Source organism: Pseudomonas sp. IPO3747 (assembly GCF_013385245.1).
GTDB lineage: Bacteria > Pseudomonadota > Gammaproteobacteria > Pseudomonadales > Pseudomonadaceae > Aquipseudomonas > Aquipseudomonas edaphica.
Map to the genome: position 1 here is coordinate 1 of NZ_JACAQL010000007.1, position 19,368 is coordinate 19,368.

The 19,368-nt window shown below is 59.8% G+C and carries 16 protein-coding genes, 1 tRNA gene and 2 pseudogenes; 8 read left to right on the plus strand and 11 right to left on the minus strand.

Annotation, left to right across the window (positions count from 1 at the left end; all coding sequences use genetic code 11):
• Window positions 1-527: 527 nt before the first annotated feature.
• From HX790_RS10780 to HX790_RS10790, 3 genes are all read right to left on the minus strand, one after another.
• Window positions 528-1,922, minus strand: a complete 1,395-nt coding sequence (locus HX790_RS10780) for a heavy metal sensor histidine kinase (RefSeq protein WP_099549205.1) — start codon at window positions 1,920-1,922, stop codon at window positions 528-530.
• Window positions 1,919-2,593 (minus strand): heavy metal response regulator transcription factor, encoded by a 675-nt coding sequence (locus HX790_RS10785; RefSeq protein WP_176991522.1) that lies wholly within the window; start codon window positions 2,591-2,593, stop codon window positions 1,919-1,921. The genes HX790_RS10780 and HX790_RS10785 overlap by 4 nt, the downstream gene beginning before the upstream one ends.
• Window positions 2,594-2,935: 342 nt before the next feature.
• Window positions 2,936-4,255 (minus strand): OprD family porin, encoded by a 1,320-nt coding sequence (locus tag HX790_RS10790; RefSeq protein WP_169986784.1) that lies wholly within the window; start codon window positions 4,253-4,255, stop codon window positions 2,936-2,938.
• A gap of 226 nt (window positions 4,256-4,481) precedes the next feature.
• Between HX790_RS10790 and HX790_RS10795 the strand changes: the two genes are divergently transcribed.
• The 4 genes and pseudogenes from HX790_RS10795 (at window position 4,482) to HX790_RS10805 (ending at window position 6,872) form a co-directional block, all read left to right on the plus strand.
• On the plus strand, window positions 4,482-4,814 hold the full coding sequence (locus HX790_RS10795) for a DUF2790 domain-containing protein (RefSeq protein ID WP_017137675.1): 333 nt from the start codon (window positions 4,482-4,484) through the stop codon (window positions 4,812-4,814).
• Window positions 4,815-5,009: 195 nt separating this feature from the next.
• Window positions 5,010-5,696 (plus strand): annotated as a pseudogene (locus HX790_RS29835) (PAS domain-containing protein); the annotation flags it as partial.
• Window positions 5,697-5,804: 108 nt separating this feature from the next.
• A pseudogene (locus tag HX790_RS29840) lies at window positions 5,805-6,236 on the plus strand (methyl-accepting chemotaxis protein); the annotation flags it as partial.
• A 60-nt stretch (window positions 6,237-6,296) separates the two neighbouring features.
• Window positions 6,297-6,872, plus strand: a complete 576-nt coding sequence (locus tag HX790_RS10805; protein WP_017137673.1) for a flavin reductase family protein — start codon at window positions 6,297-6,299, stop codon at window positions 6,870-6,872.
• Between the two features lie 172 nt (window positions 6,873-7,044).
• Here the strand turns inward: HX790_RS10805 and HX790_RS10810 are convergent, their stop codons facing one another.
• Window positions 7,045-7,854 carry an AraC family transcriptional regulator gene (locus HX790_RS10810; protein WP_176991523.1) on the minus strand — a complete coding sequence of 270 codons (810 nt, stop codon included), beginning with the start codon at window positions 7,852-7,854 and terminating at the stop codon, window positions 7,045-7,047.
• 136 nt (window positions 7,855-7,990) lie between these two features.
• On the opposite strand from HX790_RS10810, the gene HX790_RS10815 reads away from it, so the two are divergent.
• Window positions 7,991-8,629 carry a LysE family translocator gene (locus tag HX790_RS10815; protein WP_170036135.1) on the plus strand — a complete coding sequence of 213 codons (639 nt, stop codon included), beginning with the start codon at window positions 7,991-7,993 and terminating at the stop codon, window positions 8,627-8,629.
• 44 nt (window positions 8,630-8,673) lie between these two features.
• Complete coding sequence (gene ddlA / locus HX790_RS10820; RefSeq protein WP_176991524.1) at window positions 8,674-9,768, plus strand: D-alanine--D-alanine ligase; 1,095 nt, start codon at window positions 8,674-8,676, stop codon at window positions 9,766-9,768.
• Between the two features lie 179 nt (window positions 9,769-9,947).
• Here the strand turns inward: ddlA and pgeF are convergent, their stop codons facing one another.
• From pgeF to HX790_RS10855, 7 genes are all read right to left on the minus strand, one after another.
• Window positions 9,948-10,670 (minus strand): peptidoglycan editing factor PgeF, encoded by a 723-nt coding sequence (gene pgeF, locus HX790_RS10825; protein WP_176991558.1) that lies wholly within the window; start codon window positions 10,668-10,670, stop codon window positions 9,948-9,950.
• A gap of 25 nt (window positions 10,671-10,695) precedes the next feature.
• Window positions 10,696-12,525 (minus strand): gamma-glutamyltransferase, encoded by a 1,830-nt coding sequence (gene ggt / locus HX790_RS10830; protein ID WP_176991525.1) that lies wholly within the window; start codon window positions 12,523-12,525, stop codon window positions 10,696-10,698.
• 35 nt (window positions 12,526-12,560) lie between these two features.
• Window positions 12,561-13,340, minus strand: a complete 780-nt coding sequence (locus HX790_RS10835) for a PhzF family phenazine biosynthesis protein (RefSeq protein ID WP_017137667.1) — start codon at window positions 13,338-13,340, stop codon at window positions 12,561-12,563.
• A gap of 96 nt (window positions 13,341-13,436) precedes the next feature.
• Window positions 13,437-14,270 (minus strand): EamA family transporter, encoded by an 834-nt coding sequence (locus tag HX790_RS10840; RefSeq protein WP_176991526.1) that lies wholly within the window; start codon window positions 14,268-14,270, stop codon window positions 13,437-13,439.
• Window positions 14,267-14,833, minus strand: a complete 567-nt coding sequence (rimJ, locus tag HX790_RS10845) for a ribosomal protein S5-alanine N-acetyltransferase (protein WP_176991527.1) — start codon at window positions 14,831-14,833, stop codon at window positions 14,267-14,269. The genes HX790_RS10840 and rimJ overlap by 4 nt, the downstream gene beginning before the upstream one ends.
• A gap of 95 nt (window positions 14,834-14,928) precedes the next feature.
• Window positions 14,929-15,005, minus strand: a tRNA-Met gene (locus HX790_RS10850).
• Between the two features lie 336 nt (window positions 15,006-15,341).
• Window positions 15,342-15,893 carry an RNA polymerase sigma factor gene (locus HX790_RS10855; protein ID WP_017137665.1) on the minus strand — a complete coding sequence of 184 codons (552 nt, stop codon included), beginning with the start codon at window positions 15,891-15,893 and terminating at the stop codon, window positions 15,342-15,344.
• 263 nt (window positions 15,894-16,156) lie between these two features.
• On the opposite strand from HX790_RS10855, the gene HX790_RS10860 reads away from it, so the two are divergent.
• Window positions 16,157-17,254 carry a TyeA family type III secretion system gatekeeper subunit gene (locus tag HX790_RS10860; RefSeq protein WP_176991528.1) on the plus strand — a complete coding sequence of 366 codons (1,098 nt, stop codon included), beginning with the start codon at window positions 16,157-16,159 and terminating at the stop codon, window positions 17,252-17,254.
• The gene (gene sctV / locus HX790_RS10865; RefSeq protein ID WP_099549211.1) at window positions 17,251-19,344 is read left to right on the plus strand and encodes a type III secretion system export apparatus subunit SctV; all 2,094 of its coding nucleotides are present in this window, start codon (window positions 17,251-17,253) and stop codon (window positions 19,342-19,344) included. Before HX790_RS10860 ends, sctV begins: the two co-directional genes overlap by 4 nt.
• Window positions 19,345-19,368 lie beyond the last annotated feature (24 nt).

Here is a 19,368-nt window from a genome sequence, read left to right on the forward strand (position 1 = left end):
CCAGATGTGGGAGCTGTCGAGCCCCAGCGAGGCTGCGAAGACGGCGGCACAGGCGAGATATAAGGTGCCTGACCCACCGCTTTCGCAGCCTCGCTAAAGCTCGACAGCTCCCACAGGGGATCGGCTTTGTTGCTTGGGTCTTGGTCAGCAGGGCCATCGCGTCGAACGCAGATTTTGCCAGCGACAAAGCTCAAATGTGGGAGCTGTCGAGCCCCAGCGAGGCTGCGAAGGCGGCGGCACAGGCGAGATATAAGGTGCCTGACCCACCGCTTTCGCAGCCTCGCTAAAGCTCGACAGCTCCCACAGGGGATCGGCTTTGTTGCTTAGGTCTTGGTCAGCAGGGCCATCGCGTCGAACACAGATTTTGCCAGCGACAAAGTTCAAATGTGGGAGCTGTCGAGCCCCAGCGAGGCTGCGAAGGCGGCGGCACAGGCGATATATAGGGTGCCTGACCCACCGCGTTCGCAGCCTTGCTAAAGCTCGACAGCTCCCACAGGGGATCGGCTTTGGTTTGAAGTCCGCATTCCCTATTCAGGCAATACCCGAGGAAACACCAGGCGAAACAAGGTAAAGCCACCGGGCAGGCTGCGCACATCAACCTGCCCCTGGTGCAGGGCCATGATTGATTGCACGATGGCCAGGCCCAGCCCGGTGCCGCCTTCGGTACGGGCGCGGCTGCTGTCCACGCGGTAGAAACGTTCGAACAGGTGCGGCAGGTGCTGCGCCTCAATCCCCGGGCCGGGGTTGCTGACCGACAGCGCAACCTGATTGCCATAGGCCTCCACCAGCATTGAAATATGCGACTGCGCCGGGCTGTGGCGAATGGCATTGGACAGCAGGTTGGACAGGGCTCGTTGAATCATCAGGCGATCGCCCTGTACCTGGGCATCGCCGCTGAGGGTCAGGGTCAGTTGTTTGTCTTCGGCACTCAAGGCGAATAAATCCATCACTCGATGGGCCTCTTCTGCCAGCGACACTTGGGTAAATGAGCCTCGCGCGGCCGGATGGCTGACCTGGGCCAGAAACAGCATGTCGGAGACGATGCGCGCCAGGCGTTCGAGCTCTTCGGTGTTGGACTCCAGCACTGCTTTGTATTCCTCCGGTGGCCGCTGGCGGGACAGCGTCACCTGGGCCTTGCCCATCAGGTTGGTCAGTGGCGCGCGCATTTCGTGGGCAAGGTCATCGGAGAACTGCGACAGCTGTTGCACGCCCGCGTCCAGGCGGTCGAGCATCACGTTGAAGCCATGGGCCAGTTCGCCCAGTTCCTGGGGCAGGTTGTCGATGGATAAACGGTGGGTCAGGTCCTGGGTGGTGACCTTGGCCGCCACATGACTGAACTGCTTCAGTGGCGCGAGCCCGCGTTGCACCAGCCACCAGGCGCCCATGCCGATCAGGATCAGCAGCATCGGCAAGGCAATCAACGTGGCGCGCAGGTAGGCACTGAGCAACGCCTGGTCGTCCATGCGGTCCAGCGATAGCAGTACGCGAACCCGTTCGCCATTGGCCAGACGCATCAGGCTGGAGGCGCTGAGCACCTGGTTGCCATTGCTGTCGGCCCAATTGAGGTAGCCGAGGGTTTCCCTGGGCGTGAAGTCCGTCAACAAAGGCTCCTGGGGCTTGGCGCCGATGCTCAGCAAGACGCTTTCATCCGGTGCGGTGCCGACGATGGTCAGGTAGAAGTTGTCGTGGCCGATCACCAGGTCCATCAATGAGTGCGGGCGGGCGCGGATGCGGTTGGCATCCAGGCCTTGGGCCAGGCTGTGCTGGATCTGCTCCATCTTGCTTTCCAGGTTCTTGCGCGCCAGCTTTTCCAACTCGTGGGTCAGTGCCACGTACGCCAGGGTCGCCAGCAACAACACCAGGCCTGCGCCCATCAGGCTGACCGTCAAGCCGAGGCGCATCGACAAACTCCCGGTTCTCATCCACGTGCCTCCAGCACATAACCCACGCCGCGAATGGTGTGGATCAGTTTCACTTCGCTCTGGTCATCGACCTTGGCCCGCAGGCGGCTGATGGAGACTTCCACCACATTGGTGTCGCAGTCGAAATTCATGTCCCATACCAGCGAAATAATCTGCGTGCGGGTCAGTACTTCGCCGGTCTGGCGCATCAGCACCTGCAGCAGCGCAAACTCCTTGGTGGTCAGGTCGATACGCCGGGTGCCGCGATAGGCGCGATGGCGACGCGGGTCCAGTTCCAGGTCCAAAACGCGGAACACGTCCGGCTGGGGGATATGCTCACTGCGCCGCAACAGGGTACGCACCCGCGCCAGCAGCTCGGGAAACTCGAAGGGTTTGACCAGGTAATCATCGGCGCCCATGTCCAGGCCCTTGATCTTGTCGGCCAGGCGGCCACGGGCAGTCAGCATCATCACCCGTTGTGTGCCATTGCGGCGCAATTGCTCCAGCACTTCCCAGCCATCCTTGCCCGGCAGGTTGACGTCGAGGATGACCAGCTCATAGGCGTGCTGCCCGGCCAGGTACAGGCCGTCGATGCCATTGGACGCGCAGTCCACCACATAGCCGCTTTCATTCAGGCCCTGTTGCAGGTAGTCGGCGGTTTTTTGCTCGTCCTCAACCACAAGGATACGCATGGGGGGTTACCTTTTACTGAGGGATAAGGGCTCCATTTCCTTATGGAATCAGGTGTTTTGGGAGTAGGAAAAGTCTGAGCCGTGAAGTAGCTTCAGGGTCAACTGCGACCATTGGTCGCTGCTAAACCTGCCCGCAAAAAAAAACGCCCCGAGGGGCGTTAAAAATTCATCTCTTTCCAAAGGAGCTACAAAAAAGCTTCTAGAGACGAATGTTGCTCGGTGCAAATAAGTTGATGCGAGTATAGGAACTTCAACTTAACGGGAAGCTGAGCTCAATATTACAGTTTTGATACCTGGCTATTTGTGAACAGATGTTAGTTAACGGCAAACGAATGTAAGGGCTCACAGTGCAACCAGTGGATACTCGGCAATCAAGCGAACTTCCTCCAGGTCTGACTCGAACGCACTGGAGCGCACCGTGGCCTGGCGTAAACGCAAGGACAAATCCTTGAGGCTGCCACTTTGCACCACGTACTTGGCCTCGATATCCCGCTCCCATCGGCGTTGATCGGTCAGCGGGTTACCGGCTGCATCGCGGCGCATGTACACCGCGTTGGCATTGCTGTAGTCGGCGCCGGTGCCTTTGGCGTAGCGGGTCATGAATGAGAGGCCGGGAATGCCGAAGGCCTGCATGTCGAGGTCGTAGCGGGCCATCCATGAGCGCTCCTTGGGCGAGTTGAAGTCGCTGTACTGGATCGAGTTATTGAGGAAGATCGAGTCCGACTGGCGCAGGTAGTCGAAGTCGTCATTGCCATTGTTGCGCTGGTGCGAGAGGGCCAGGCTGTGGGCGCCGACCTTGACCCCGAGCCTGGCGCTCCAGATGTTGTTGTTGAATTCGCCCAGCAGTTTTTTGCCTTCGTCCACGGCCTTGTAATAGTTCACGTCACCGAACAAGGACACGTTTTCACTCAATGGGTAACTGGCGTTGGTGCCGACGTAGTACTGGTCCCAGGCGTCCTTCAGGCGGCTGCTGTACGCACTGACACTGAGGTGTTTGTTCACCGCGTATTCGCCGCCGAAATAGCCGATCCAGGGCGAGTCGACCTTACCTGCATAGAAGGTCGCAAAGCCCTTGTTCATGCCGCTTTCACTCGGCTGGCTCATGCCGCTCAAGCGCCCGCCTTGCAGGCTCAGGCCCTCAAAGCTGGTGTTGTGAGCGGTGACGCCGCGAAAGCTTTCCGGCAACAGGCGCGAATCGCCAGCGGCCACCACCGGCGTGGCGGGGAACACATCGCCAGCTTTTATCACCGTATCCAGCACCCGTAGTTTCGCCGCGCCGCCGAATTTGCTGTAGCTGCTTTCGGGGTGGTTGTCGCTGTCTACCGGCAGCACGCCGAACGACCCCTTGCCGCCGCTGCGACCGGTGCCCGAGTCGAGCTTGAGGCCGTACATGACGAACGCATCCAGGCCGAAGCCAACGGTGCCTTGGGTAAACCCGGATTCGAATTTGCCGATCAAGCCCTGCGCCAGGGCTTCAGAGTAACCGTTGCCGGTAGGGCTGGACTGGCCCTTGCGGTCATCGCGGTTGAAGTAAAACGTGCGCGCCAGCACGTTCACGCTGCTGCCTTCGATAAAACCGTCGGGCTTGTCCTCTAAGGCCACGGCCGCCAGGGGCAGTGCGGCGAGCAAGGAAAAGGGAAGGATATGGTTAGTAATGCGCATGGTTCGCTCCTGGGTAGTGGCAGTTTTCAGCTTCTTATAGAGGCGGGCGTTCTTATTGATCTGGCCCGGGCCGATAGTTGCAAACCGTGGATAACGAACTCATGGCGTGAACATTACAATTCTGGAAACTCACGGCCACCTAACAAATAAGTAATGTTTTGGTGAACATTGCGTCAGGGTTGGTTGATTAATCTCGTCACTGAACTTTTCTGACGAGGAACTAATGATGAACGCTTATAAAGTTGCCCTGGGTGTATTGGTCGCGGTCCTGTCTTTTGGCGCGTTGGCCGAAGGCGGCGGGGACCGCACCTTTGCCCTGATGATGGAGCGCAATGAAAAAGCCATGGCTGCTTACGCCGAAAAGAAGGGCAAGCCCGCACCCGAGGTGCAGGCCTACCGCTATGGCATGAAGCTGGACATTGAGAGGGTGGTCAACGTAACGCCGCCGATCCGCTCCTGCGAAGCGGTGCCGTCACGCATGACCTATGAAGACTCCACCGGCAAGCTCAATACCCTGGAATACCAAGTGATGGGTGTGTGTCGAAACAACGGCGGTTAATGGATCCAAAAAAAGACAGCTGGCTGCGGCGAAAAAAACGCTTCAGAAAACGCCCGCAGCGCCGATGCAGGTCAGATACACCTCACCCAATGCCATCGGTGCCCCATGTTCAATACCCGCCTGAAGCAAGAGCTGTCTGCTCTTCGCGAAGAATTGTCGAGCTTGCAGCAGGTCAAGGAGAGCCTGGAAAGTGAAATGCTGTGCCTGACGCTGGATGCCGACGGCCGGGTGGAGTGGGCCAATGCCAACTTCCTGCAAGAACTGGTTTACCAGGCCAGTAACATTGTGGGGCGTCACATTGATGAGCTGGTGCCGCCGCATGTGCGCCAGGACGAATTCCAGCTGCGCTTTAAAAATGCCCTGGTGCGCGGCGAACACTTCGCCGGCACCGTGCGCCTGATGCGTGGCAACGGCAAGGAAGCGTGGCTGCGCTCGATTGTGCAGCCGGTGCGCAACTCGGAGGGGCGCATCAAGCATTTTTCGATTTACTCAAGCGACCTCACCCGCACCATCGAGGCGTCGCGCGAGCATGAAAACCTGATTACCGCGCTGGTGCGTTCCACGGCGGTGATCGAGTTCGACCTCGACGGGCATGTACTCACGGCCAACGATCGCTTTCTCGGCGGCATGGGTTACAGCCTGGCGCAGATCCAGGGCAAACATCACCGCATGTTCTGCGAACCGCAGGAGTACAACAGTGCCCAATACCAACAGTTCTGGAAGCGCCTGAACGCCGGTGAATTTGTTGCGGCACGCTTCAAACGGGTCGACAGCCATGGCCGCACGGTTTGGCTGGAAGCCACGTACAACCCGGTGCTGGACGCCAATGACCGCCTGTACAAAGTGGTCAAGTTCGCCACGGTGATTACCGATCAGGTCAATCAGGAACAAGCCGTGGCCGAGGCTGCCAATATCGCCTACAGCACCTCGCTGCAAACCGACAACAGCGCCCAGCGCGGCACCACCGTGGTAACCCAGGCGGTGGATGTGATGCGTGATCTGGCCAAGCATATGCAACAGGCCGGTGACGGCATCGAGGCGCTGAATGCCCAATCCCAAGTGATCGGCACTATCGTCAAGACCATCAGCGGTATCGCCGAACAGACCAACCTGCTGGCGCTCAACGCAGCCATTGAAGCGGCACGTGCCGGTGAACAGGGCCGTGGCTTTGCGGTGGTGGCCGATGAGGTACGTCAGTTGGCCTCGCGTACCAGCAAAGCTACGGAAGAGATTGTCGGCGTAGTCCGCCAGAACCAGGACATGGCCCGCGATGCAGTGACCTTAATGAACGATGGCCGCCTGCAGGCCGAACAAGGCCTGGCCCTGGCGGCCGAGGCGGGCACGGTGATCGTGGAGATCCAGGACGGCGCGCAAAAAGTCGTCAGCGCGGTGGGCCAGTTCGCCAATCAGCTGTCGAGCTGACCCGTAGGGCGTGTGCTTGAGGTATCGTAGGTTTTTTCTTGCTTGAAGAGCCGACCCTCCATGAGCCCGACCCACCGTCGCCCCGTTCCGCTGTCCAAGGCCTACCGCTTGCTCAACCACGGCCCGACTGTGCTGGTCAGCGCAGCCCACGATGGCAAACGCAACATCATGGCCGCCGCCTGGGCGATGCCGCTGGATTTTGAACCGCCCAAAGTCGCCGTGGTGTTGGACAAGTCCACCTGGACTCGGCAACTGCTGGAAGGCGCCGGCACGTTTGTGTTGCAAGTACCCTGTGTGGCGCAGGCCGATCTGGTGCAGACGGTCGGCAATACCAGCGGTTCCGAGACCGACAAGTTCGCCGCCTACGGCCTGCACACCTTCAGTGGCGAGCACACCCAGGCGCCGCTGCTGGAAGGCTGCGTGGCCTGGCTGGAGTGCCGCTTGCTGCCCGAGCCGCACAACCAGCAGACCTACGACCTGTTCCTCGGCGAAGTGATCGGCGCCTATGCCGACGAGCGCGTGTTCAGCGACGGGCATTGGCACTTCGAAGGGCATGACGAATTGCGCACCTTGCACCATATCGCCGGCGGAAATTTCCTCAGCATCGGTGCGCCGGTTGTCGGGCGCCAGCTGTAAGCCACGGCTGCAGCGTGCTGCAGGCCGGGTGAGTGTTTTTGCCGGCGACCCCGCATTGTGGGAGCTGGCTTGCCTGCGATAGCGTGTGTCAGGCACCCAATATATTGACTGATGCACCGCAATCGCAGGCAAGCCAGCTCCCACAGGTTTAATCGCATTTCAGGTGGGCCAATCAGCGCCCTAGCATCTTCACCCATCGCGACGGCGGCATGCCGTAGGTGCTGCGAAATTGCCGGGTCATATGGCTCTGGTCGGTGAACCCTGCGGTCAGGGCCGCGTCCACCAGCGATTGGCCCTGGGCCAGCAAGCTGCGCACCAAGTCCAGCCGGCGCATGGTCAGGTAGCGGTAGGGGCTGGTGCCGAACAACAAACGAAAGTCTCGCGACAGCGCCCAGCGATCGCGACCGCAGTGGTCGGCCATTTCATCCAGGGTGATGCTGCGGCCCAGGGCGCTGTGGATAAACTCGCGGGCGCGCTCGGCAGCCACATAATCGAACGACTTGCGGCTGATGATCGCGCCGGATGCCGCGTTCAGCGCGTGGGCCAGGTCGAACAGGGCGTCCTGTTCCTGCATCGGGTCAACCGGGCAGTCGAGGTTTTGCAGCAACACTTCGCTGGCGCGGAAAAGGCGTGGGTCAGTCGACAAACCGTTGTGGATAAACGGCAATGGCCGACCACCGAGAATCTGCTGGATCAGCGCCGGCTCCACATAAATCATCCGGTACTTGAACCCCTCCACGCTGCTGGCGCGGCCGTCATGGGATTCATCGGGGTGAATCACCATGGTCCTGCCCGGCAGGCTATGGGTCATGCAGCCACGGTAGTGGTAGCTTTGCACGCCAAACAAGGTGCGGCCGATGGCGTAGGTGTCGTGGCGATGCGGGTCAAACGCAAAGCCTGCAAAGTACGCCTCGATACGGTCCAGGCCGCTGGCGTGCGGGGCGCGGTGCAGCCAGTCGAGGGTGGAAGTGGGGTGGCCCATGATGACTTGTCACATGTAGAGGTGGAAACACGTTAACCGAGTCTGCATCGGTTGTCTGCCGAGGTCTTGTACGATTGTGCAGGCGTTGGGCGAGGCCTATGATCCGGGTTCGTGTACTGCGCTGACGGAGCTGCCCATGGACGTTATCAACCCTGCCTATGTGGCCCCGCTGGTCTCGCTGGCGCTGCTGTGGACAGTCGCTGTCGTAACGCCTGGGCCGAACTTTTTCAACACCGCGCAGTTGGCTGCCAACTGCTCCAGGCGCCATGGCGTTGTGGCGTCGGCGGGTGTAGCCAGCGGCACGATCATTTGGGGCTTGGCGGGCGGCTTGGGCATCAAGTCGCTGTTTACCGCCGCGCCGATGCTCTACCTGGCATTCAAGATCATCGGCGGTTGCTACCTGATCTACCTTGGGCTCAAGTTGTTCAAACGCTCGGCTCCGGCTGCGGGCCAGACGGTTCTGCCCGACGCACCGCGCCGCTCATTGTTCTCTGCCTGGCGGTTCGGGTTACTGGGCAACTTGTCCAACCCCAAGGCTGCGCTGTTCGTCGCGACGGCCTTTGCCTCGACCATGCCGCCATCTCCTTCGCCCGCGCTGCTTACCCTGGCCGTCATCACCATGGCCACCTTGTCGTTCAGTTGGTATTCCAGTGTTGCCCTGGTGTTTTCCAGCGAGCGCATGGCCAGCCTTTACGCGCGTTCACGCAAATGGCTCGACCGCTTTGCCGGTGGTTGCTACCTGCTGTTCGGCGCACATCTGGTAGCGAATCGCTGACCGCTCATGGTAAGAAGCCTTACTTTCAACAGTGAGGCCGGGTCATGAGCAAGGTGCGTGTAGGTATTATTTTTGGTGGCCGTTCGGCCGAGCACGAAGTCTCGTTGCAGTCGGCGCGCAATATCGTCGATGCGCTGGACCGTTCGCGCTTTGAGCCGGTCTTGATCGGCATCGACAAGGCCGGCCACTGGCACCTCAACGACACGTCGAACTTTCTGATCAACCAGGAAAACCCGGCGCTCATCGCTCTTAACCAATCCAACCGTGAACTTGCAGTGGTGCCGGGCAAGGCCAACCAGCAAGTGGTGGAAACCTCCGGTCAGGGCCTGCTGGAACATATCGACGTGATCTTCCCCATCGTCCACGGCACCCTCGGCGAAGACGGCTGCCTGCAAGGCCTGCTGCGCATGGCCGACCTGCCTTTCGTCGGCTCCGACGTGCTGGGTTCGGCGGTCTGCATGGACAAAGACATCAGCAAGCGTCTGCTGCGCGATGCCGGTATTGCTGTCACACCGTTTATCACCCTGACTCGCCGCAACGCGGCGCGTACCTCGTTTGAAGCGGCTGTGAACAAGCTCGGTTTGCCGATGTTCGTCAAACCCGCCAACCAGGGTTCTTCGGTGGGTGTGAGTAAGGTTGGCAACGAGGCCGAGTACCACGCCGCTGTTGAACTGGCCTTGGGCTTCGATGAAAAAGTGCTGGTGGAGTCCGCGGTCCAGGGCCGTGAAATCGAATGCGCCGTATTGGGCAACGACAACCCCATCGCCAGTGGCTGTGGCGAGATTGTGGTGAGCAACGGCTTCTATTCCTACGACAGCAAATACATCGACGGCCAGGCGGCCCAAGTGGTGGTGCCGGCCGATATCAGCGTCGAAGCCAGCGAGCGCATTCGCCACCTCGCCATTGAGGCGTTTGAGGTGCTGGGCTGCGCCGGCCTGGCGCGGGTTGATGTGTTCCTCACCGATGACGGTGAAGTGCTGATCAACGAGATCAACTCACTGCCAGGTTTCACACGTATCAGCATGTACCCGAAGCTGTGGCAGGCGGCGGGGATGAGTTACAGCGAGTTGGTGGGCCGGTTGATCGAGCTGGCGCTGGAGCGGCATGCCGGGCGTAAGGGGCTTAAGATCAGCCGATGAAATGACTCGAGTAACATGTGGCCTCTGTGGCGAGGGAGCTTGCTCCCGTTGGGGCGCGAAGCGGCCCCAACACCAGACAGCACGGTTCTACCTTGAAATAACGTAGTGGCTAAATTGGGGCTGCTGCGCAGCCCAACGCGGGGCAAGCCCGCTCGCCACAAAAGCGCCCTTGGCACTGATCAGGGGTTGCAAGCAATCCACGAATAGATCAACGTCTTCGCTTCTTCAGGGTGATGCGTGCGCCTGCGATAGCTGGCGAAAGTGGAGGATGTGCAATACGTACACACTTCACTGACTTCGATCTGCTCACGCTTAAGCCCTGCTGCTAACAGCAACATTACCCCGAAGCTGCTCAAATCAAACCAGGCACTTCCTGTTTGCCTGGCATAGGGCGGGGCAATTTCGGGGGGCAGCAATGGCGCCGGTTGTACGAAGCTCCACGGTGCCCGGCCGTCAGGCCACAGATGGCCTTGATCCGTTTGAAACTGCGCAATAAAGTCCTCGCTCACTTCATAGCAGCACGGTTTGATTGACGGTCCGATTGCCACCTGCAACTGCTCCACGGCGATGCCTTTGTCGGCAAATTGTTGCACGGCATTGGCGATGATCCCGCCTTGCAACCCCTTCCAACCGCCATGCACCGCTGCGACCGTCGCACCGTCTTCAGCCGCGATAAGAATGGGCAGGCAATCGGCTGTGATCACCGCAATCGGCTGATGCTCGCGCGTGAACACGCCATCCGCCGCCACGCTGTTGGTTGCCAGCTGCGCCTGCCATTCAATCACCGTCGCGCTGTGTACCTGCTTGCAGATGAACACTGCGTCCGGGCGCTGCGGGTCATTGATCGAGCAAAAACCATGGTCGACGCCGCCAAGGGCGCCGAGGTTATCGGCCTGTTGCACAGCACGCTCTCCGTTCGTAGAACATTCAGTCACCGACCGCTTCGCCTTCACGCCGAGGGTCGGCGCCACCGCTCAGGGTTACCTTGCCTTGAGCATCGCGCGTGCGAACAATGGCCTGGATGCCGCTGGTCATATCGATTTCGCTCAACGCGTGGCCCTTGTCACGCAGCGCTTGTTTCAACGCAGGGCTGAACAGGCCGGCCTCCAACTCGGTCGCGCCGTTGCGGCTACCAAAGTTGGGCAGGCTGATGGCGGCTTGCGGGTCGAGGTTCCAGTCGAGCATTGCCACCAGGGATTTGCTCACGTATTCGATGATTTGCGAACCGCCCGGTGAACCCACCGTCGCCAGCAGCTCGCCGCTCTTGCGGTCGAACACCAGGGTCGGCGCCATGGCTGAGCGAGGGCGCTTGCCGGGTTCGACGCGGTTGGCCACGGGCTGGCCGTTTTCTTCAGGGAGAAACGAAAAGTCGGTCATCTGGTTGTTGAGCAAAAAGCCCTGAACCATCACGTGGGAGCCGAACGCCGCTTCTACCGTGGTGGTCATCGACACCGCGCCGCCCTGGTCATCCACTGCCACCACTTGCGAGGTGGAGATGCGCAGCGGCGAGCGGTCCGGCGCGTAGGCCACTTGGATGCCCGCCGGTGTGCCCGGCTTGGCAATGCCCATGCTGCGTTCGCCAATCAATGTGGCGCGCTGTGCCAGGTAGTTGGGGGCGACAAGGCCCGCGACCGGTACTGGGGTGAAGTCCGAGTCGGCCACATACAGCGCACGGTCGGCAAACGCCAGGCGGCCGGCTTCGGCGATCAGGTGTACGGCTTCGGGCACAGGCTCAAGGCCGGCAGGCGATGCACTCTTCACCGGTTTCATCGGCGCGATGGCCAGGCGCGGGTCACGGGCCTCCACTGCCTGCAAGGTGCCGAGGATCTGTGCGACGGCTATCCCGCCCGACGACGGCGGCGGCATGCCGCACACCCGGTATTGCTTGTAGTCGGTGCACAACGGCGTGCGTTCCTTGGCGGTGTAGCCCTTAAGGTCAGCCTGCGAGAGGCTGCCCGCATTGCGATTGCCCTGGACCTTGCGCGCGATTTCATCGGCAATCGGCCCGTGGTACAGCGCGTCTGGCCCTTCCTTGGCGATGCGCTTGAACACAGCAGCCAGCGCCGGGTTTTTCAACAGTGTGCCGGTGGCTTTAGGCGAGCCATCGGCGTTCAGAAAGTAAGCCGCCATTTCCGGCGACTGGGGAATGTAGCGGTCGGCCGCAATCAGTGCGTGCAAGCGTGGGGAAATCGCGAAGCCTTGCTCCGACAGCCTGATCGCCGGTTCAAACAACTTGGACCATTGCAGGTGCCCGGTCTTTTGATGCGCCATCTGCAGTGCCCGCAAGACGCCCGGAGTGCCGACCGAACGCCCGCCAATCTGCGCTTCGGGAAACGCCATCGGCGTGCCGTCGGCCTTCAGGAACAAGCGCTCAGTCGCGCCGGCGGGCGCCGTTTCACGGCCGTCATAGGCGTGTACGTTCTTGCCATCCCACAGCATGATGAACGCGCCGCCGCCGATGCCGGAAGACTGCGGTTCCACCAGGGTCAGCACCGCCTGCATCGCTATCGCGGCGTCAATCGCCGAACCGCCCTGGCGCAACATCTCCCGCCCGGCTTCGGCCGCCAGCGGGTTGGCGGCGGCGGCCATATGGCGTTCGGCGTGGCGGGTGGTGAGGTCGGTGCGGTAACCCGAGCCCAGTTCCGGTGCCAGAGGCTGTTCGTTGACAGGTGTGTGGCAGCCGGCCAGCACCAGGGCTGCGGCAACCATCGACAGTTGACGGCGGGAAATCGTGAACACGCGCTGAACTCCGTTCATTTTGAGAATGATCTGTTGTCCTTGGGCAATCCCTTTTACAGGTAAATCGTGCCTTGCAGGTAGAGTGCTGCATGGCCTGAGATGATCACGCGGTCACCTTTGAGTTCACACCGCAGTTGCCCACGGCGCCTGCCGCCCTGTTCGGCGCTCAACTGCGACTTGCCCAGGCGCTCGGCCCAGAACGGTGCCAGCGAGGTGTGTGCCGAGCCGGTGACCGGGTCTTCATTGACGCCCACATTCGGGCCAAACCAACGGGAAACAAAATCAAAGCGCGTGCTTTTGGCCGTCACTGCTATCCCGCGTTTGGGCAGGCCCTTGAGGCGTGCAAAATCTGGCGTGAGTGCCGCGACCTGGGCTTCGTCATCAACGACAACGATATAGTCATCAGTGGCATACACCTCGGCGTGTTCGAGCCCCAGCGCGCTCAACATGCCGGCTGGCGGCTCGCAACGCTCGGGCTGTTTGGCCGGGAAGTCCATTGCCAGTTCGTCGCCATTGCGCGTCACGCGAAGCTCACCGCTGCGGGTGGCAAAACGCAAGATCTCAGGGGGATTCGGGAGTTTGTGAATCAGCACCCAGGCAGCGGCCAACGTCGCATGGCCACACAGGTCCACTTCGACTTCGGGGGTGAGCCAGCGCAGCTCATACACCTCGCCACGAGGCACGAAAAATGCGGTTTCGGAAAGGTTGTTTTCGGCGGCGATGTGGTGAAGCTGCTCTGTGGGCAACCACTCGGTCAGCGGGCAGACGGCCGCCGGGTTACCACCGAAGACCTGTTGGCTGAACGCGTCGACTTGATAGATATCCAGTTTCATCACAGGTGCTCCATGTAGGGAGGCAGGACACTAGCAGCGGGTTGCGTGGAGCGTCAAAGTACAGATCCTCAGTTTTTTTGCGCGCATGTGTCCTGGTCAGCCCAGGCGCAACACCATCGCCCCGACGGCAATAATGCCGGCGGCAATGATGCGAGCCTGCGTTAGATGCTCTTTGAGCACCCACGCCGAAATCACTACGCCGAACAGGATCGAGGTCTCACGCAAGGCCGAAACCGTCGCGATGGGCGCGTGTGTCATCGCCCACAACGCCAGGCCGTATGACGCCACAGTGCCTGCGCCCCCGACGGCGCCAAGCTGCCAGTTACGGGCGACGTAGTGACAGAACGCTGCACGCCGCGCGGCTAAGGCCCACGCGGCGAGCGGGATGCCGGTCAGCAAAAATATCCACAGCGTGTAAGCCGCGGGTGCGCCGGACTTGCGCACGCCAAGGCCATCAATCAGCGTATAGCCGGCTATCACCAAGGCGTTTATCAGCGCCAGCACCAGTCCTTTTTTATGACCGGTCGAGGGCGCTGCGGCCATGCTCAAGATACCCAGGCAGATCACGCCAATGCCAAGCCAGGCAAACGCCGAGAGTGGCTCGTGCAACACCAGCACACTCACCAACGCCACCAGCAGTGGCGCAGTGCCACGCATGATCGGATAGGTCTGGCTCATGTCGGCAATGCGGTAGGTCGAGGCCACCAGTACGAAATACAACACCTGCAAAACCACCGATGCGCCGATGAAGGGCCAGCTTTCTCTGGCCGGTAGCGCCAGAAACGGGATGGCCGCCAGCGCAATCAATGAAGCGGCGGATGCAATCATGCAGGTGGTCAGCAGCTTGTCGACGCCGCCTTTGACCACCGCATTCCACGTGGCGTGAAGGGCGGCGCCCAGCAGGATGATTGCGAATACGCTGAGGCTCATGCGTCACCGTTCGTGGGGTTGATCAGCGACGTCAATACATGGTCCGCCCACACGCCATTGATCTTCAGGTAGGCCCGCGCGTGCCCCTCACGCTCAAAGCCCAACCGCTCAAGCAGGCGTGCGCTGCGTTGGTTTTCTGGCCTGTAGTTGGCCATGATACGGTGCAGTTTCATCTCTGCGAACACATAGTCAATCGCGGCGCTCAGCGCTTGGCGCATCAACCCTTGGCCTTGGGCCGTCTCATCAAGGGCGTAGCCCAGATGGCAGGCCTCGAATGCGCCGCGCACGATGTTGCTGAAGTTGCAGCTGCCGATTATCCGGTCGTCGCGCAGTATCAGCAGATGCAAGGCTTCGCCGCTGGTGGTTTTCTCGGCCATGGCTTCGAGGCGCTGGGTAATGGCGCCGAGTTCGAAGAAGTCATCATCGCGAGTCGGTTCCCAGGGTTGAAGGTAGGCGCGGTTTTGCACCAGGTGCGTTTGCAAGTCTTGAGCGTGACGAGGGTGAGCTGCGTGCAGTGTCAGCCGTTCGGTGGTGATGCCATGGGTGGGGAAGAGGGGGTTCACGTATCGCCTCCTTGTGGTTGGGGGCGAGTATGCCTGAGGGCTTTTCTGCAGGCATAAAAAAACGGCCTACCTTTCGGTAAGCCGTTTTTAGTACTTGGTGGCTACGCAGGGACTTGAACCCCGGACCCCAGCATTATGAATGCTATGCTCTAACCAACTGAGCTACGTAGCCAAGTGGCGCGCATTATTCGCGTAGAACGCATATGCGTCAAGCGTTTATTTTAAAATTTTATCTACGCTTTCAACTGTTTAAACAAAATCAGGCCAAACGGCGACGAGTGGTGTGGCGGATACGGGTATTTCAGCCACGAAGATCCCACATGGGTTTTGCGGTGTTCTGCTGACGGTATTCAACGCGTGATCGCAAGGGTGTGGCGCTGTAAACACTTTGACGATGATCCCCAAGGTGCCATTCGGCGCGGCTTGTGATCCTATTCTGCGCACGGTAAAGCGTCATTCGGTTGGGCAGATATCCCTGCCGCCCAACGCTTGCCCCCCCAGGGCTTGCTTACGGATGCTGCGGTGTGTGGGTGACGCGCTTCAGGTGTTCGCGCGCCCGTGACAGACGTGAGCGAACGGTACCGATGGGGATGTCCAGCACGTCGGCGGTGTCCTGGTAACTGCCATCGGTTTCCAGGGAGGCATATAACGTCTTGCGCATCTCAGCCGGCAAATGATCGATGGCGTTCAAGGTTTTTTCCAGCCGGCGGTTGACCTCGAATTCCCAATCCAGATTCTTGTTTTCTTCCTGGCCGTGCCACAGCGATTCATCGAACTCGCAATGCACCGGTTTGGCATACAGGCGCCGGAAATGGTTGCGGACCAGGTTCTGCGCAATGCCGCACATCCAGGTACTGAGGGTAGCCTGGCCACTGAACCGCTCTCTGTTACGCCATGCCTCCAGGTAGGTCAGTTGCAGGATGTCGTCGGCGTCTTCGGGATTGAGTACGCGTTTATGAATAAAACGCCGGAGTTTTTTTTGCTGGTCGTCCGTCAGTTGGAGCATGAATTGAGGCGAGTCGCCAACGAGCTGCGCTAAAGCTTCAATAGGAATATTCACGATTTTTTCCTCAGGGTAGACGCTATCGAAATAATTTCGACGGGAACCCCTTTAGCACTGGCTGTGCCAAACAAAAAAATCTTATAACTTGCTGATTTATATATATAAATAAATTGAAATAGTGTGATTTTGCGCAGGTACTTGCAAAACGATTGGCGGCTTTGTGCAGGTATTTTCAAAGCGGGGAGTGTGGGTGGTTTTTATGGAACCGTATGGCACCGGGTTGCCACATAGAGACACAAACTCCCTGTCCTGGCATGCCCATGAAAGTCGAATTCAACCCCGATCTGCACAGAATCCAGCGCTTGGACCCATCCGTTTCAGAGAAGGTCGCCACGACCCCATCGCAGGATGCAGCGCCAGGTTTTGATGCGCTCGCGGGCATCTTCAGCCAGGAAGCTGCGGCCCATGGCACTGCGTTGACCCGACGTGCCATTGGGGGGCCTGTTACGCCGGTCGAGCAGCTCGCGCAGTTGTATGATCGACTGGGCCATCCCGCCCAGAAAAGCCTGGCAAAGATGGTCATCGTGGCCAGGCAGTATCTGGAGCGCCAGCTTAGTCTCGAAAAATTGGTGGACCTCACGGGTGGAGACCCTGCACGTACCTATGTCGTGCTTCGTCAACTTACGGCGCAGGCCGAGGCGCAGGTGCGCCAGACCCAATCCGCGTTGACGCGTGATGCGCAAGTCAAGAGCGAGGCAGCGCTGGCTCGGGCAGCGCTGGCGAGGCTGGAGATTCAGTACAAGAGGGAAATACAGGCGGGCCTTAATATTGCCCTGGCGTTGCAGTCAGGCAGTGACGATCCGGCGCAATGCCAGGCGATACGTACGCTCTACTACGCCAATGTGGTCGTGCGCCAATCCCTGGCCAGCATGATGCAGGCGCTTTTGAAAGAGTACGGTGGCGAGCAGTTTACGGTCGGGCTCAACCTCATGCGCCGGGCCCTGGCGGATGATATTGCGGCGTACGTCTCATCGATTCCCTCCGCCAAATTGCGCACGCTTTTGTTGGGGTTACAGAGCTGCGGTCAATTGGGCGGGGTACTGTCCAATTGCCAGGACCTGATTCAGCGTCTGAACGTTGAGCACGACGCCGTTGACCTGTTGCAGCGTCTGTTGGGTTATGCCGGCAATGGCATAGCCCCCTCCGAGGTTCAACTGCTGGCGGATGAATTGGCTGGGGATGCGGCGGCCCGCCAACTGGCCTCTCTCAATGCGCTCTATCCCGTGATCAAAGGTTTGCCTGCGGCCTTATGGCGCGACTCGCGGGGGCGCGAGGAGGCTTTGCATAACTTCCTGCTGGTGATGGATGAGTTCACGCGCCTGGAGAAGGGCCAGATTGAGCCGAGGGCGTTGATGTGACGGTGCTGGCGTTTATCAACCACTGGCTGCTCAAGGTTGCACAACGTGCTGAAGTCCTTGGTGCTGTGGTGGTACTGGCCATCGTCTTTATTTTCATCGTGCCGCTGCCGACCTGGCTGGTGGACATCCTCATTGCGCTCAATATCTGTATTGCCTGCTTGTTGATCGTGCTGGCGTTGTACCTGCCCGGGCCTTTGGCGTTTTCGTCGTTCCCCTCGATTCTGCTGTTGACCACGATGTTTCGCCTGGCACTGTCTATCGCGACCACGCGTCTGATCCTGCTGGAGCAGGACGCCGGCGACATCGTCGAGGCGTTCGGCAACTTTGTGGTCGGTGGCAACCTGGCGGTAGGGTTGGTGATCTTCATGATCCTCACCCTGGTCAACTTCCTGGTCATCACCAAGGGCTCGGAGCGGGTTGCCGAAGTGGCCGCACGCTTCAGCCTGGACGCGATGCCCGGCAAGCAGATGTCCATCGACAGCGACTTGCGTGCGGGACTGATCGACGGCAATCAGGCGCGGGACAAGCGTGACCAGTTGTCCCGCGAGAGTCAGTTGTTCGGGGCCATGGACGGCGCCATGAAGTTCGTCAAGGGTGACGCTGTTGCAGGCCTTGTGATCGTGCTGATCAACCTGTTGGGCGGTTTTTCCACGGGTATGTTCCAGCATGGCATGAGCGCCAGCGAATCCATTGCGTTGTATTCGGTGCTGACCATCGGTGATGGTTTGATTGCGCAAATCCCTGCGCTGCTGATCTCGCTGACGGCGGGCATGATCATCACCCGCGCCGCACCGGATGGGCGCCGGGGCGTGACTAACATGGGCGCAGAAATTGCCCGTCAGATGACCAGCGAACCCAAGAGCTGGATGATTGCGTCAGTGGGCATGCTCGCGTTTGCGGCGTTGCCCGGCATGCCGACCCTGGTATTTATTCTTATCTCACTGATGACCGGCTCCCTGGGCTATTACCTTGCGCGCCAACGTCAACGGCAAGAGGCGCCCGAGGCCGAGGCCACGCAGGCCGTGCGCCCGGAAGAAAACGGTGACGAGGACTTGCGCGGGTTTGACCCGTCGCGCCCCTATCTCTTGCAATTTTCTCCCGTCTTGCGCGGAACGCCTGAGGTGATCGAGCTGGTTCATGGCCTTCGTCAGACGCGTAATGCACTCGTTGCGAATATCGGGCTCACGCTGCCGCCGTTTGAAGTCGAACTCAACGACTCGTTGGCGGACGACGAAATGCGCTTCTGCGTACACGAGGTGCCGATGATCAAGGCCTCGGTTGTCACCAATGTGGCCGTAGAGCGTAAAGCCTTGGCACAGGTGCCTGAGCACGCAATACCAGGCCTGGCTGAACGCGATGAGCAAGATTGGGTGTGGTTGGCGCAGGATGATCCTTTGCTCGATGACCCCCTGCTGGAGCGCTTCAGTGCGACGAGCTTGATCGTCGAACGCATGAAGCAAGCGATGATGCTGTCCGGCCCCCAGTTTCTGGGAATCCAGGAGAGTAAGTCGATCCTCAGTTGGCTTGAACATAACCAGCCGGAATTGGTACAGGAGCTGCAGCGAATCATGCCGCTGTCGCGTTTCTCGGCAGTCCTGCAACGCCTGGCAGGCGAAGGCGTACCGCTGCGTGCTGTGAGGCTGATCGTCGAGTCGCTGATTGAATACGGCCAGCATGAGCGAGAGCCGGACGCGTTGGCGGACTACGCGCGCATTGCGCTTAAAGCGCAGATTTTTCACCAATACAGTGAGGCCGACGGCCTGCATGCCTGGTTGCTGTCCCCACAGACCGAAAACGTGCTGCGCGAATCGCTGCGCCAGACCCAGACCGGGGTGTTTTTCGCCCTTGATAATGACAGCAGCGCTTCACTGATCAACCTGCTCAACCAAGCCTTCGTGGCCCGGCCAAAAAGCAAAAGCGTGATGTTGGTTGCACAGGATTTACGCAGCCCTTTGCGCACTCTTTTGCTTGAAGAATTCAACCATGTACCTGTGATGTCTTTTGCCGAATTGGGGAGCACCTCAAAGGTAAAAGTGTTGGGGCGTTTTGACCTCGGTCAGACTGACCTGATGCGTGGTACTGCGGCATGAGAAGTGCGCCAGTTTCTGCACAGG

Coding starts and splice junctions, on each gene's coding strand:
- HX790_RS10780 (WP_099549205.1), bottom strand. CDS start 1,922: ATGAGAACCGGGAGTTTGTCGATGCGCCTCGGCTTGACGGTCAGCCTG.
- HX790_RS10785 (WP_176991522.1), bottom strand. CDS start 2,593: ATGCGTATCCTTGTGGTTGAGGACGAGCAAAAAACCGCCGACTACCTG.
- HX790_RS10790 (WP_169986784.1), bottom strand. CDS start 4,255: ATGCGCATTACTAACCATATCCTTCCCTTTTCCTTGCTCGCCGCACTG.
- HX790_RS10795 (WP_017137675.1), top strand. CDS start 4,482: ATGAACGCTTATAAAGTTGCCCTGGGTGTATTGGTCGCGGTCCTGTCT.
- HX790_RS10805 (WP_017137673.1), top strand. CDS start 6,297: ATGAGCCCGACCCACCGTCGCCCCGTTCCGCTGTCCAAGGCCTACCGC.
- HX790_RS10810 (WP_176991523.1), bottom strand. CDS start 7,854: ATGGGCCACCCCACTTCCACCCTCGACTGGCTGCACCGCGCCCCGCAC.
- HX790_RS10815 (WP_170036135.1), top strand. CDS start 7,991: ATGGACGTTATCAACCCTGCCTATGTGGCCCCGCTGGTCTCGCTGGCG.
- ddlA (WP_176991524.1), top strand. CDS start 8,674: ATGAGCAAGGTGCGTGTAGGTATTATTTTTGGTGGCCGTTCGGCCGAG.
- ggt (WP_176991525.1), bottom strand. CDS start 12,525: ATGAACGGAGTTCAGCGCGTGTTCACGATTTCCCGCCGTCAACTGTCG.
- HX790_RS10835 (WP_017137667.1), bottom strand. CDS start 13,340: ATGAAACTGGATATCTATCAAGTCGACGCGTTCAGCCAACAGGTCTTC.
- HX790_RS10840 (WP_176991526.1), bottom strand. CDS start 14,270: ATGAGCCTCAGCGTATTCGCAATCATCCTGCTGGGCGCCGCCCTTCAC.
- HX790_RS10860 (WP_176991528.1), top strand. CDS start 16,157: ATGAAAGTCGAATTCAACCCCGATCTGCACAGAATCCAGCGCTTGGAC.